A 15,056-nucleotide genomic window follows, 5' to 3' on the forward strand; every position below is an offset into this window, starting at 1 on the left:
TAAAATTAACTTAATGGACGATTCTTTAAAGACTTCCTAGGCATTTTGAGTACCCATACATTTGAAATTAGGTCGTCTACAAATCTGAACATTTATCCCTTTTTTTTGTAGTTGTTCTGCAATCTTTTTTACATTCATCTTCTTTTTCTTTGCTTCAAGGGGCATTAATGCTCTTCCTTATATAAACCTCTTTTTAGAAGTTCCATTTGATCGATATAATTTTTTAATGTTTCTTCATCTGATAATTCCTTGCCAAACATATGAACAAGATTATGAAAGGTTACTGCTGAAGCAATTTTCATTATTTGATGCAGATCCTTTTCGTCCTTTATGTTCAAATTTTTAGTATTAATCAAGTGAATGATATCGAAATACTGTTTTTTCTGACTCTCCTCGTAAAGATTATTCATTAGTGTGTTTTCAAGCTTATAATTCATATTTAAAAAAGCATTTTTAAAGAAGCCTTTATGTTCAGGATTTTTATGAACTTTTATCAAAAATTGAAAGGATTCGATAAATGTATCAAAAATATCACCATCCTTCTCCTTTAAAATAGATATGAATCGTTCCGCATTTTTTTTCGATAGTTGATTTAATAAGTAAAAATATAAATCCTCTTTATCCTCAAAATACTGATAAAAGCTTCCTCTCGGAATCCCAGCATTTTTAATAATATTTGCGATCGATGCGTCATGTAATGGGACTCTAGAAAACTCCTCTTTAGCAGATTTAATTAAAGTTTCCTGCTTATCTTTAGATAAGTGAAAAAACGTTTGTTTTGGCATTGTTACTCTCTCACCTCGATTTGTGACAACGTGTCATAAATGATTACATTTCAATATTATAAATGACAGATTGTCATAAGTCAATAAAAAAACGACAGTCTGTCACATGTTTTTTTTCACCTTACTGTATCAATAAAATATAAAATCCATCGAATAAAAACACCGTTGTGATGTGTTTTTTTCGATGGATTTCCTTAAAGCGTAAATTAACTTGCACCTATCCCATTTCCCCTACAACTTTCACTCTTAATCGGGTTGCGTTTTCCGGGTGATAAGCAAGTGGAGTTTCTTCCACTTCAACTAATTCAATCGTATCAGAAACGGCTCCAGCTAAAATAGCTTGTTTCACTGCTTTATCTTGCGCATCTTTCAATGAATCCTCCCGAGACTCTCTTGAATAAATATAAATCTGTTCATATTGTCCACTGATTTGAGAAATCGACGCACCAATCGCATTTGCTACTCCCCCATTTTCAGTTTTAATACTATTTGATACGCCCCGAATCTTATCCGGAACAATGATACTGCCCCCACCTACTAAAACGAGCTGAACATCCTCTGATGAAGTTTTCATTTTATCAATGGCCTGCTCAATTAAAGAAGAAATTTCAAATAGTACATCTTTTGCGAATTCCTCATCAATATGTGCCACTAAACTCTTATCTCCGACATCAGCAAAACCTAGTCGAACAGCGATATCCGTTGTTGTAAGTGTTTTTCCTCCAAAGACAAGTGCTTCTTGACCGATCCTATATCCTACGCTATCGGGTCCAACCGTAATTTTGCCGTTGTTTACGCGAACAATGCTTCCTCCACCAAGGCCAACAGAAATAATATCTGGCATTCTAAAGTTAGTGCGGATATCACCAACTTCCACTGCTACAGAAGATTCTCTCGGAAATCCGTCTTGTAAGACCCCAATATCGGAAGTCGTTCCACCCACATCAAGAACCATCGTATTTTTGATTTTTGCTAAATAAGAAGCACCACGTATACTGTTCGTTGGACCACATGCAATCGTTAAGATTGGAAATTGTTTAGCATATTCAATCGACATCAATGTTCCATCGTTTTGACATAAATACACGTCCGCATCGAATATCCCCTCTTCTTCCAACGCATGAACAAACCCTTTAGTTGTTATTTCAATTACTCGACATAATGCAGCATTTAAAATTGTCGCATTTTCGCGTTCAATTAATCCAACTGAACCAATTAACGAGGAGCAGGAAATCGGAAATTCTTCTCCATATGCTTCTTGAATCAGGTCTCTCACCTTTAATTCTTGATCATTTTTGATGGAGGAAAAAACACCTACTATAGCGATTGACTCCACTTTATCTTGCCAATCCTCTAAAAGTGTTCTAATTTCTTCTTCGTCAAGTTCTCCCAATAATTGGCCATCGTATTCATAACCACCATGTACTAAAGCATAATTGCCTGATAGTTTTTCAATCATATCTTTCGGCCAAGCAGTATATGGCAGAACAGAAGCAGTTGCAGGATATCCTAAACGAATAACCCCGACTTTAGCTAGTTTTTTTCGTTCTACAATCGCATTGGTACACTGTGTTGTCCCAAGCATTGCATGGGTGATTTTCGACTTATCAATATCTGCTTCTATTAATAAATCACGCAGCGCATTTTCAATACCTGTTTTGATATTTAAACTTGTCGGTGATTTTACACTATGAATTAGTTTGCTATTTTTATCTAAAATAATCGCATCAGTATTCGTTCCACCAACATCAATTCCAATCTTATACATGTTTAACTACCACCTTTTTAACCATTTCCTCAATTGGCACATAATCATAATCATATCCAAAATATTTTGGACCTGCCGTTTCGATTCCTTTTTCCGTTCTCCATTTTTCATGAGCCGGCAACCCAATTACTCGCACACGTTTCCCGTACTTTAAACTTTCGGTTGTTACTGGTAATAAAGTTTCATAGTCGACAAGGCAAATTAAATCAGGGGTCATACCGACAACCTGGTCATTTTTTTCGGCGATAAGATTTTCATTTTGAAAGTGAACCTTCATATTTTCGTCTTTATTTTCTTCAATTCCTTCAAGATTCATTTTCCCAAGGTTAAATCCACCCTTCGTTTCTCGAATAACATCGATAATTTTTCCTTGGAATAGCTCATATCCGGAAACGAGCCTTAGCAATTCTTGAAGTTTTCCGTTCGCATCCTTATCTTTTGACGAAATAATTTCACCAATCTTTTCGGAAAGCGTAATGATATGATGAACACCACTCTTCTTGATTTGTGCCCCAGTCGTTGGATACAAACTAACTAACGAACTAGCTCCCATCTCTACAGTTGCTGCTCGGGCAATACGTTCTGTCCATTTATTATCAATGGTTTCAATTATCCCAATATTGCCCTTTTCATCTGTAATGGCCATCGGTGTTGCAGAAACACCATCCAAATGAAACGTCACCATTTGCAATTCCGGAAACGCTCTGCCCATTCCATCACAGTCGATGAGAGGGATCCCTAGTTGAGCCGCCACGACAATCGGAATCATTGAATTCACACCTCCGGCCTCCATCGGATACGTTCCAGTGATTTTTTCTTTTCCTAAATATTTAGCTAGCTTTTGAAAAACTTTAACAAACTCGTCTCCACGCGGAAATTTCTCTACTAGAACAGATGGTGCCCCCATCATTGCAGCTGGGATGAAAAAGTCTTCATCATCTATTTCATCTACAGAATACAATTTTACAGGTCCATTTTTTTCAATGGCTGAGAGGGCCATCAATTTTCCAATATAAGGATCTCCTCCCCCGCCAGTTCCTAAAAAGGCAGCTCCAATCGCAATATGTTCAATGGCTTCTTTATCTAAATATCTCATCTATTCTCCTCCAACATAACAGTCTTTTGTACGGATATACGATACCCGAAAAAATAAATAACAAATGAAATCACAATACCAATCAAAGGCTGATTAGGTACTTGAGGCAAACTTGGGAAAAAGGATAATACAACCGGAATACTAGCAATGACAGCACCTACTAACCAAGAAAAAACGCCTAAACGGTTTACGCCTTCTACCTCTTTCCAGCTACTTTTATCACCCTTGTTCATCACCCAATATGAGGCGATCATCACACCTGCAACTGGTGGAATCATCGCTGATAAAATTGACATAATCGGTGTAAAATAATTTAATATCCCTACCACAGCGAGCAAAGTCCCTACCGATCCAGCAATTCCAACCGCCATTTTTTCTTTTCCTTTGGAAATGTTGAACCCATTAATCAAGGCAATTCCACCCGATATCGCATTCACCATATTTGTTTTCCATGTAGCTAAAATCAAAACAACACCACCAATAAACGGTGTTGCTATATTCAAAAAGACAGCAGTAATATCACTTGTTTGATAGGCAATCGTTAACAAAGCTCCTACACCAATCATTAGTATTCCAGCAGGGATAATTCCAAAGATTGCCGCTTTTAACACTTCCGAACGTTTTTTGGAAAACTGGGAATAATCACCCGCTATTACCGCACCTAATGCAAATGAACCCATTGTTACCGAAAGTCCATCCATAAAACTCATATTCCCATTAGGTTTGTAATTGTGAATAGCTTGTAGATGATCTCCAGTCAATGTTTGAACTAAGCCAATGATAGAAATGATGACCAATAATGGAACGGCAATATAACTTAATACACGTAGCACCTTGATACCGTAAATAGCTGAAATCACCATCACCAAACCACTTAGGAAAGAAGCAAACGGAACGGGCATATTCATATCATACTTCGCCAATAAATTAGCTAACGAAGCTCCACAAACATTGGCTTGGATACCGAACCAACCTAAGCAAGCAATCGTCAAAATAATGGATAAGATCGTCCGAGATCCTTTTTTACCAAACACTTGTCCCGCAATATGAACGGTTGGCTTTCCTAAGTCACTGCTTTGAATGCCTTGTAAAATCATGATGAGTACGACGATTGCATAACCAACAAAAGATACAAATAATGTCTTTGGTAAACTCATATTAGAAATCAGCGTATTCCCTACTAAAAGACTTGGTATGCTAATCATCGCACCAGCCCAGATAATCCCTAGGCTATACCATGACTGATGCTCGCCATCGTTTCTCATATTGCCCACTCCTCTTCGTTAACTTTATTTTTTAAAATTATAAAAGAAAGAGTAGGTACGAGTCTTTTTCAAAAATGAAAAAAAAATCCGAAATTTTGTCGTTTCTGACAAAACTCCGGATCAAACTAACTATTTATTAAACGATAGATCATACAAGCCAAATACACATCATAAAATTCGGAATAAACCGTTACATCGCTTCCAATTAGATCACTTATCTTTTTAATCCGATACTTTACTGTATTTTTGTGAATAAATAAAAGCCTTCCACATTTATCAAAATTTCCATTTGCATCTAAGAGAAAGGTCATCAATGTTTTCAGAGACTCCTTATCATCTAGAATGGGGGCAATGACAGAAAGGTATTCTTCAATTACTTCTTCCCCTTGTTTGCTTAAATCAATGGCCCGCTTCATCGATCGGACTTCAGCAGCCGTATACAATTTACGCATTGGATAGATTGAATGGACTTTCTTTCCTACATTATTCACCAACTGGTACATGCGGCGAACATCGGTCGTGTTTCTCATTTTTGGCGAATAAACGACCTCCGATAGTTGAGAAAAATAATTTGTCGTTTCAATATACTCAGTGGCAATCTCAAACTCATGATAGTTATATAAGCAATTCCCTAATAGGACAATCATACAATGATCAATACTTTGAATCACTCTCGTTTTATAATATTTCGAAAGTTGTTCTTCCAATTCTTCTCTTATTTCCTTTTCTGCTGACAAATCATTAATGTAAACTAACCACATCATTTGAATGGCAGAGACATCAATGTTAAGCAGATTAGCTAGTCTTCGCATTTTTTCACTTTCATCATTAATGATTGCTTTCACTAATGCATATTCACTCACTTCATCATGCTTGTCTCCCCATAGATTAATCGCCACTTGTACAACTTCGCTCACTTTTTCAATGGTTTTAGCCGGCAATTTTGTATTCTCTTTAATAAGAAACAGGTAAAGCGGTTCCCCATTCTTTTGGTGAATGCTCTTACACTCAACGAAGCAAGATTTGGCCATTTTTTCTGCTTCCTGTTTCTCCTTGCTACCATTTAAGTTAGATTGTTTAAATTCTTTAATAACTTTCATCACATCTAAGGAAGAATTCCGGGGCCACATCACTTGGTTCACAATATCATAATGGATATTTGTTAATACAAGATTGGCTTTCAGGCGATCAGATAACATTTTAAGTGTGATTTCTACACTCTGCAGATGTTCTGGTAAAGAGGAAACCTTTTCTAAAGTTTCTTTTACAAAATGATCATTAACAGCCTGATTGCTTACAATCGCTTCCATTACTTCATAAATTACTTCATTATAGCGAAGCGAATAATCGTTTTTTGGCATGCAAATAATAATAAAATCCTGGGAGTCTGCTAATTGCAAGACCTCCTCTGGTATTTCCGGCAGGACAATTCCCACATAATATAAAATGAGACCTAATTCTCCTAAATCATGCAAGTGTTGAATGGCTTCACATTGTTTTTCGACACTCTCTTTAACCGAATAAAAAGAACTAATGACAAGTTCTTCCGCATACCACTCATCTTGAACGGTTTGAATAATCTGCGAGAAGAAATCTACATTTGAAACTTCTAGCACCGATAAAGAAGAAACTGTTCGATTAAGAATATTTTTACCAGTTAACACCTCTGCTCCTCTTAATGAGGGCAATTGAAGCAAATCTTTTACCGTTACCCCATTTTTATTCACCACCCGCTTTCCACATTTCCATTGCTATAGAGTAAAATAAACATGTTTAATCCAATAATCTTTACATTAACCTTATGTCATCAATAAGTGCATCAATATCTTCTGTTTTTGTTGCCCAGCTCGTACAAAAGCGGGTTACTGTATGACTTTCATCTACCTTACTCCAAACCTCAAAACCATATTTCTTTTTCAAAACATTCATTTGTGCATTCGTTAGAATTGGAAATTGTTGATTCGCAAGTGAATGTCCATGAAGTTCGATCCCTTTTTCTTCGAATGCATGTCTTAATTTTAATGCGTAATCCACTGCATTACCACAAATCTTAAAATATAGATCCTCTTCAAAAAGTACACTAAATTGAATACCTAATAACCTACCTTTTGCAAGTACACTACCACGTTGTTTCATAGTGTATCGAAAATCTCTTTTTAATGGATTAGCACTTATAACTACCGCTTCTCCAAAAAGCGCACCACATTTTGTGCCCCCGATATAGAAGACATCACATAAATTAGCTATATCCTCAAGTGTTAAATCATTATATGGACTTGTGAGAGCATAGCCTAAGCGGTCTCCATCTAAAAATAAAGGAAGGTCCAGTTCTCTACACACTTTACTTAATGACTCTAATTCAGCTTTCGTATAAAGGGTACCCATTTCAGAAGGGTTAGAAATATAAACCATACCTGGTTGTACATCTGATTCACGCATTGGATTATCCCAATGAGCATGATACAACTCCCTCACCTGTTCAGCTTGAATTTTTCCATCATCTGTTGGGAGTGTAAGTACTTTATGTCCTGTCGCCTCGATCGCACCAGCTTCATGGTCAACTATATGTCCAGAAATCGCACTCACTACCCCTTGATGCGGGCGCAAAATCGATGCAATAACGATAGCATTCGTTTGCGTTCCTCCTACAAGAAAATGCACATCTATATCCTCTTTATTACAGGCTTTTTTTATCTTAAGGACCGCATCTTTCGTATACTCATCATTGCCATATCCCGAAGATTGCTTAAAATTTGTTTCTATTAATTTTTCTAAAATTTTCGGATGGCATCCTTCTAAATAATCACTTTGGAAATTAATCATTCGTGTTCACCCCTGGGATTTTTTCTTTTATTATCTTAAAGTATCGATTCTCAAATTCTACTACTATGATGTGCTAAAATGCAAAAATGCAATTTAAACAATTAATAATTGTTTTACTATTTTCAAAGGATAACTAACATGTAATGTCCGGCACTCTAGTAATTGCCTTTTTTATAAGAGGTTAGAGACATTTCCTACTAATAGGAAAGAAACGTAAATGTAAGCGGTTAATATTGTTGTTATGATTGAATTAATCAAAAGGAGGATGAACATTATGACAAAAAAAGTTCTATTAGTTTGCGGCGCAGGAGCATCATCTGGATTTATGGCGGCAGCTGCTCGAAAAGCGACTAAAAAGTTAGGTAAAGATATTGAATTTAAAGCAAAAAGTGAGTCAGAAATTGGTGAACATTTAAATGCGATTGATTTGCTATTAGTTGCACCGCATTTGAAATACATGATTGACGATGTAAAAAGTGCATGTGAAGAAGCAGGCGTTAAATACGGTATCATTCCTCAAAAAGTGTATGGATCTTTAGATGGTCAGGGATTGGTAATAGTAGCCGAAGAAATATTACAAGGCGGTGTTCAATAATGGAACAAATTAATAAAGAAGAACTCGCATTAGTTTCAATGAACGTAATCCTACATGCTGGAAACGCGCGCGATTATGTTTATCAAGCTGTAGACAAAGCTTCAAATGGAGATTTTGTTCAAGCTGATGAACTCATGGAAAAGGCAAATGAGGAAATCGTTACCGCTCACAAAGCTCAAACAAATACTTTGCAAAAAGAAGCTGAAGGTATTGAAATTCCGTATTCCCCCTTATTTGGCCATGCCCAAGATACAATTATGACGGTTAAATCAGAAATGAATATTATGCGGGAGATTATAAAACTTTACAAAAAAATCTAAAGGGGTGAAAAAGATGGATAAATTTATGTCATGGATGACTGATCGTTTTGCTCCGAAGGTTAATAAGATAGCCAAAAACGCTTGGGTTGCATCCATTCAAGACGCTATCTTGACAGCCATGCCAATGATTTTTATCGGTTCGTTTGCAACTATTTTGTCAATTGTTAAGGATTTTTGGAAGGGCTTTCCTGATTTTTCGATGATTAGCACTTTTTCATTCGGTTTATTCTCATTATTTTTAGCTTATTTAATTCCAGAATCAATAATGAACCATAAGGGTCATAAGGGTGTTTCAAAACAAGCAGGTCTTGCAGGTTTGGCATTTTTCTTAATGTTGGTATATCCCCAAATTACTGAAGACGGTCATATTAAGTTTGATTTAAATACATTTGGTACCGGTGGAATGATTGCTGCTTTAATTGCCGGATTGTTTGTAGGTTTTATTATGAACCTCTTCTCAAAATGGAAATTTATTGGTGAAGATTCACCGATTCCAGACTTTGTTGCCGTTTGGTTTAACACATTAATTCCAATCATCGTCATTTTATTAATTGGTTGGATTTTTACATTTGAAATGAATATCAACGTATATGATGTCGTAAATTCAATCTTTTCGCCACTAATTCATCTAGGTCAAAGTTTCTGGGGATTTGTATTGATTTTCTTCCTAGGTTTTTCATTCTTATACACGTTTGGAATTTCAAGTTGGGTTTTATATCCAGTTCAAACCGCTATAGCATTACCGGCTATTGCGGAAAACCAAGCAAACTTTGCAGCTGGAAAGGCTGTCACAAATATTTTCACGGTTGAGACAGGTTCATTATTTCTTATCGGTGGTGGAGGAGCGACATTAGCTCTTTGTATCATGTTAGCATTTATGGCTAAATCGCAACGTTTAAGAATGATAGGAAAAGCATCGCTTGTTCCTTCGATTTTCAATATTAATGAGCCAATTGTATTTGGGGCGCCAATCGCCTTCAATCCGATTTTGATGATTCCAATGTGGATTAATGGACTACTAGGACCTATTCTAACTTGGTTTGTGATGAAAATTGGTTTGGTACCAATTCCACATGAGCCATTTCAACTTTGGTATTTACCAGGTCCAATTCAAAACTGGATTATTACTGCATCCATCATTGGGCTGATTTACTTTATTGTATTATTTGTCCTTTCATGGATTGTCTATTATCCATTTTTCAAAATTTATGACAAACAAGCGGTTAAACAAGATGCAGAATTAGCAGAGGAAGGAGAATAATAATTATGAGACAAAATAAATATGCGAGTTTTCCAAAAGATTTCTTATGGGGCGGCGCAATTGCCGCGAGTCAAGCTGATGGCGCTTACAGTGAAGATGGGAAACAACCCAATTCATCTGATGTTCAACCATACCTCAAAGGAATGTCAAATGCAGAAATTCAAGAGTTGGAGAAGCAAGGGATGACGTTGAAGGAAGTGAAAAAGAATCTTACCGATACAACTCATTACTTTCCAAAACGCCATGGTATTGATTTCTATCATACTTATGAAAAAGATTTAGAATTGCTAGCTGAAATGGGTTTTAAAACGTTTAGAACTTCCATTGATTGGTCAAGAATATTTCCTAATGGGGATGAAACCGAACCTAATGAAGCAGCTTTAAAACACTATGACAAAATGATTGATAAGATGAAGGCGCTCGGAATTGAACCAATTATAACTATGTTGCATTATGAAACACCGATTAACATCACATTACAGTATGGTGGTTGGTACAATAAAGCGGTCATTGATATGTTTGAACGTTATGGTAAAGTATTGCTTGAACGCTTTGGCGATCGGGTGAAGTATTGGATTATTATTAACCAAATTAACATGATTCAAATAGAACCGTTTTTGTCTTTAGGTATGTGTAAGGATCAATATGATCATATTGAAGAGGCAGAATATCAAGCCGTACACAATCAAATGGTAGCTTCAGCTAAAATTCAAAAGTATGCGAAAACCTTAAATTATGATTTAGAAATCGGTACAATGGTTGCTGACATGACAGTATATCCATATTCATGTAAGCCAGATGATGTAGTGTTAGCCATGGAGCATAATCGTATGCAGTATTTCTTTACAGATGTTCAATTTCGTGGCGAGTATCCAAAATATGCTTTAAATTATTTCAATGAAAACAATATTCATCTTGATATTACCAAAGAAGAAGTACAACTATTGAAAGAAAATACGTTGGATTACCTGGCCATTTCCTATTATTTCTCACAGATGGTTGATGCAACGAAGAATGTGAATAAAGCTGATTCAACTACGGTAAATCCAAACTTAGAGGCAAATCCGTGGGGCTGGAATGTCGACCCACAAGGGCTGTATAATACACTTTCCCAATATTGGGATCGCTATCAGAAACCAATCATTATTGCAGAAAACGGATTCGGTATGTATGATACGCTTGAAGACGGAAAAGTTCATGACGATTACCGCATTTCATACTTAAGTGACCATATTGAACAGGTTGGCCGAGCTATTTATGATGGCGCCGATGTTATTGCCTATTGCGCTTGGGGACCGATTGATATCGTTAGTTGTTCTTCACAACAAATGTCAAAACGATACGGTTTTATCTATGTTGATTTAGACGATGAAGGTAATGGGTCTGCAGAGCGAATTAGAAAAGATAGCTTTTATTGGTATAAACAAGTCATTTCTACTAATGGTTCAGAAGTTTAATACAAACAAAGAAAGGGAGTAACCTTACTCCCTTTTTTAATATATAAGGACTGATTTAATGAACAAAACTGAAATGTTACTAGATTATCTTAAAAGTCATTCAGGGGAAGACTTTATATCCGCAAAAACGTTAGCCGAACTATTAGGTGTAACCGACAGAACCATTCGTCATTATGTTAAATCGATAAATGACGAACAGCCTAATTTGATTGAGTCTAGCCGAACAGGATATAAGTTAAGTGATAATACAACCAATATTGTTAAACATATAGATAATAGCAATCATATTGATAATCGTCGTTTTTATATATTAAGAAGACTCATAAAGAGTTCCGATCGCGGCTTAGACCTATTCGACTTAGCCGACACTCTCTATATCTCAGACGCAACGATACGTGCCGATATTGCTAACCTTAATCGTTTAGTAACCAAGCATGGCTTACAAATCATTCAACACAATAATCGTTACATTCTTACTGGAGACGAAAAGAGTCGCAGAAAATTGATGATTGATTTAATTGACTTCTCAAAACCAACAAAAACATCCCTTGAAGAAGAAGTTCAAAAACTCCTAGGGAACGTCTCACTCCAAGAATTGATGAAAATAAGTAAAACCAGCTTCGAAAAATATAGCGGTCATCCAAATACCTATTTCTTCAAAAATTTTATTTTACATTTAGCAATTGCTATTGATCGTGTAATTGATAACGAACAATTAGAACAAAGTTCATTTCAAATAAAGCATCGAGATACAACCGGACACAAAATTGTAAACGAAATAACAGACAAACTGAACAAAATATATCATATTCAGTTTTCGCAGGCGGAAATAGACGAATTGGCCATCTTAATTAATGGACAAATCAAAGACAATAATATCTCAATGGATCAATATGCAAACAACAAGGTTTCGAATGCATTAGAACACGCCATTCAGGAAATAGGTGAAGTCTACATGCTAGATTTCGACAATGCTAATTTTAAAGCACGCCTATTGGTTCATGTACAAAACTTATACAACCGTCTAAAACAAAACAGATATTCTAGAAACTTGAGTGTACTAAGTATTCGAATTAAATACCCAATCATTTTTGATATTGCTGTATATCTAGCTTCAGTTCTAGCAAATGATTTGAACGTTGAAATTAATGATGATGAAATTGCCTTTATTGCGTTACACATTGGATCATTTTTAAACAATCAACAAGATGAAAATAGCAAAATTAATACAATTATCATCACCCCTGCGTATCTAAACCAGCAATCAGAAATAGAAAAGTGTATCCAAAAACACTTTAGTGATGATTTAGTTATTAGAGGGATATTTGAAGATATAAATCAATTGAACTCATTAACCTCAAATGAATTAGTCATAACAACCCAAAGCAATGAACATGTAAAAAATAATTTTGCAACGGTTAACACTGAAATTGTAAATATACATGAGTTTATAAATAAACATGATATTGCCATGATTAGCCGTGCAGTAGAGAAAATTAAACATAATAAGTACTTTGATTTTCTTAAAGAAAATATTCCTAAGTTAATAAGAGAGGAGTTTTTTGTCAATATTAATGACGATTCCTCGAAGGAAAAAATGATGAAGATAATAGCTGATGGCTTCCAGCAAAATGATTATGTAGACGATAATTACTTAAAGAAATTAAATGAACGAGAAAATGTATCATCTACTGCTTTTCCAAGTGGCATAGCAATTCCTCATACAATGAAGTTTGAAGCAAAAAGTACAGGTTTAATAATATTAAAACCAGTCAATCAAGTTGATTGGGACAGGATAAAAGTTAAATTAATTATTGGGATTGCTGTCAACAAAGAAGACTCACACATATTTAACAGGATATTCCCCCGAATTATCGAATTGACCGCAGAACCTTATAACATTAATTATCTTGTTGGAACAAATACTAGAAATGAATTTATTGATCGCTTAATTGAATTAATGGTGAAGGATAACTATTTTCCAGAATAAATATAAGTGGATTGCGAATGTTTTACAATTTTCTAAAGCGATAAGGGAAGGGAAGGATGCCATTAGGCCCTTCCCTTTTCGTTAAATCCATTAAGAAATGGGCATATTAACAAATAGTTTTCATTTTTAGGAGGGAGAAGATTTGTCTGATTTTTGCGCCTCATTATGGCCGGAGGAATCCACACCAGATAATCTTATGAATTGCAGCGAATGCGGTCTCGACAAGCACGGGTCGCGGATGGTTTGGGGTGAAGGGAATCCGGATGCACCGATCATGGTTCTATTAGATAATCCCGGGGCTCGTGAGGATCGGGAAAACAAACCCTTTGTCTGCGGGACAAGACAAGCCTTACAAAAAGCTACTAATCAAGTAGGCTTAACAGTCGATGACCTATATGTAACCTATGTTTTAAAAAGAAAACCAACAAAGGCATATAACAAAGAAAAGACAAGGCAAATCTGCATGAATCATCTTAAACAACAGCTTAAGTCAAAACAACCTAAGCTTATTGTCTGTCTCGGAAATATTGCAGTCCAAGCCTTCTTTCAAAATCCAGAAATAGATGTTAAATCATTGCGTGGTAAATTCCATGATGTTCATGGATATCAAACAACCGTCGCCTACCACCCTTTAGCTGTAAGGAGACGTCCTAATCTATGGCATTTATTTTTAGAGGATTGGAAACTAGTAGCGGAAAATTATTTTAATCAGATACGATTGAGTTAAGGGGGAAAAGTCCCCCTTTGATGTTGACAAATGATAATGTCCTATAACCGTTAACACTGAAAAGAGCGTGTGAGAACAGATAGTGCGTGCCAAAATTTAATTTTATTTTCTTCTATACCTAGATAATTGCAACTCTCCCTCTATAAATTAACTTTTATTCCAGGTAAAGTACTTTTGTTAAGTGAATTAACATGATTATTTTTTTTTCGAATAAAAGAAAGGATCAATATGCATACGATATAAAGAATAGATAAAACAATTACAGAGTAAATATTTCTCTCAAGTGAAACTTGATTAGAGATACTCGCAAAGATATTAAAAAACGTGTGAGCTAACATGACGATCAATATCTTTTTAGTAATGAAAAAAGTTAAAGCGAAAACAATACCTAGTAGAAAAGCATTTACAACTTGAAGAATGACTAGGGTTGAACCAGTCTCCGGATTAATGGCACTTGCACTGTGCAAAAGGCTAAAGACAAGGGAAGAAAATAATACATACAAAACTGGACCTTTATCTTTTAATTTGAGAAAAAAGATACCCCTAAAAAGTAACTCCTCTGTGTAGCCTACTAAAATCATCTGCACAACTGTTAACATAAGAACAGATAAAGAAATAGTTACGTCTATTCCCAACATCATTGGTTGAACTAATATGATCACTCCCAACATGATAAAAATACGGTAATCAATATTTTTTAGAGAGAAGCCTAATTTCTTTAGAGATGTATGGTTCTTAATTATTTGTCTTGTAAAGAAGATTGCCATTAAAGAAAAGGCAAGAATTTGAATGACAATCATACCTTTCTCGCTGGTATGCAAAATTGCGGATAATGCTGAAAAGAATGACACTGTAAAAGTTAAGAAAATACTATACAAAATAAGCACTAAGTAAGAATTTTTTTTGATCATTATGAGCCCTCCATAACTGAATTTTCTCTAATTTATCATAGAGATTAAAGCATTTATT

At 35.4% G+C, this 15,056-nt stretch carries 14 protein-coding genes; 6 read left to right on the forward strand and 8 right to left on the reverse strand.

What is annotated here, in order from left to right:
* Positions 1 to 36 precede the first annotated feature (36 nt).
* The 7 genes from I5776_RS21690 to I5776_RS18730 form a co-directional block, all read right to left on the reverse strand.
* On the reverse strand, positions 37 to 165 hold the full coding sequence (locus tag I5776_RS21690; RefSeq protein ID WP_281397272.1) for a hypothetical protein: 129 nt from the start codon (positions 163 to 165) through the stop codon (positions 37 to 39).
* Complete coding sequence (locus I5776_RS18705; RefSeq protein ID WP_202778043.1) at positions 165 to 785, reverse strand: TetR/AcrR family transcriptional regulator; 621 nt, start codon at positions 783 to 785, stop codon at positions 165 to 167. Before I5776_RS18705 ends, I5776_RS21690 begins: the two co-directional genes overlap by 1 nt.
* Before the next feature lie 217 nt (positions 786 to 1,002).
* Positions 1,003 to 2,553, reverse strand: coding sequence for a hydantoinase/oxoprolinase N-terminal domain-containing protein (locus I5776_RS18710; protein WP_202778044.1), 1,551 nt, complete (start codon positions 2,551 to 2,553; stop codon positions 1,003 to 1,005).
* Complete coding sequence (locus tag I5776_RS18715; RefSeq protein WP_202778045.1) at positions 2,546 to 3,649, reverse strand: S-methyl thiohydantoin desulfurase family protein; 1,104 nt, start codon at positions 3,647 to 3,649, stop codon at positions 2,546 to 2,548. Before I5776_RS18715 ends, I5776_RS18710 begins: the two co-directional genes overlap by 8 nt.
* Positions 3,646 to 4,914, reverse strand: a complete 1,269-nt coding sequence (locus I5776_RS18720; RefSeq protein WP_202778046.1) for a cytosine permease — start codon at positions 4,912 to 4,914, stop codon at positions 3,646 to 3,648. Before I5776_RS18720 ends, I5776_RS18715 begins: the two co-directional genes overlap by 4 nt.
* A gap of 125 nt (positions 4,915 to 5,039) precedes the next feature.
* Positions 5,040 to 6,644, reverse strand: coding sequence for a PucR family transcriptional regulator (locus tag I5776_RS18725; RefSeq protein WP_202778047.1), 1,605 nt, complete (start codon positions 6,642 to 6,644; stop codon positions 5,040 to 5,042).
* A 58-nt stretch (positions 6,645 to 6,702) separates the two neighbouring features.
* Positions 6,703 to 7,737, reverse strand: coding sequence for a threonine aldolase family protein (locus I5776_RS18730; protein ID WP_202778048.1), 1,035 nt, complete (start codon positions 7,735 to 7,737; stop codon positions 6,703 to 6,705).
* A gap of 274 nt (positions 7,738 to 8,011) precedes the next feature.
* Between I5776_RS18730 and I5776_RS18735 the strand changes: the two genes are divergently transcribed.
* The 6 genes from I5776_RS18735 to I5776_RS18760 all read left to right on the forward strand — a co-directional run bounded on the left by I5776_RS18735 (position 8,012) and on the right by I5776_RS18760 (position 14,087).
* Positions 8,012 to 8,332 carry a PTS sugar transporter subunit IIB gene (locus tag I5776_RS18735; protein ID WP_202778049.1) on the forward strand — a complete coding sequence of 107 codons (321 nt, stop codon included), beginning with the start codon at positions 8,012 to 8,014 and terminating at the stop codon, positions 8,330 to 8,332.
* Positions 8,332 to 8,652 carry a PTS sugar transporter subunit IIA gene (locus I5776_RS18740; RefSeq protein WP_202778050.1) on the forward strand — a complete coding sequence of 107 codons (321 nt, stop codon included), beginning with the start codon at positions 8,332 to 8,334 and terminating at the stop codon, positions 8,650 to 8,652. The genes I5776_RS18735 and I5776_RS18740 overlap by 1 nt, the downstream gene beginning before the upstream one ends.
* A 13-nt stretch (positions 8,653 to 8,665) precedes the next feature.
* Positions 8,666 to 9,913, forward strand: a complete 1,248-nt coding sequence (locus I5776_RS18745; RefSeq protein WP_202778051.1) for a PTS sugar transporter subunit IIC — start codon at positions 8,666 to 8,668, stop codon at positions 9,911 to 9,913.
* Between the two features lie 5 nt (positions 9,914 to 9,918).
* Positions 9,919 to 11,370 carry a glycoside hydrolase family 1 protein gene (locus tag I5776_RS18750; protein WP_202778052.1) on the forward strand — a complete coding sequence of 484 codons (1,452 nt, stop codon included), beginning with the start codon at positions 9,919 to 9,921 and terminating at the stop codon, positions 11,368 to 11,370.
* Positions 11,371 to 11,428: 58 nt separating this feature from the next.
* Positions 11,429 to 13,360 carry a BglG family transcription antiterminator gene (locus tag I5776_RS18755; protein ID WP_202778053.1) on the forward strand — a complete coding sequence of 644 codons (1,932 nt, stop codon included), beginning with the start codon at positions 11,429 to 11,431 and terminating at the stop codon, positions 13,358 to 13,360.
* A gap of 142 nt (positions 13,361 to 13,502) precedes the next feature.
* Positions 13,503 to 14,087, forward strand: coding sequence for a uracil-DNA glycosylase (locus I5776_RS18760; RefSeq protein ID WP_202778054.1), 585 nt, complete (start codon positions 13,503 to 13,505; stop codon positions 14,085 to 14,087).
* Positions 14,088 to 14,227: 140 nt separating this feature from the next.
* Here the strand turns inward: I5776_RS18760 and I5776_RS18765 are convergent, their stop codons facing one another.
* Positions 14,228 to 14,998, reverse strand: coding sequence for a CPBP family intramembrane glutamic endopeptidase (locus I5776_RS18765; protein WP_202778055.1), 771 nt, complete (start codon positions 14,996 to 14,998; stop codon positions 14,228 to 14,230).
* Between the last annotated feature and the right edge of the window lie 58 nt (positions 14,999 to 15,056).

It is taken from the genome of Heyndrickxia vini (genome assembly GCF_016772275.1).
In the GTDB taxonomy this organism is placed as follows: domain Bacteria; phylum Bacillota; class Bacilli; order Bacillales; family Bacillaceae_C; genus Heyndrickxia; species Heyndrickxia vini.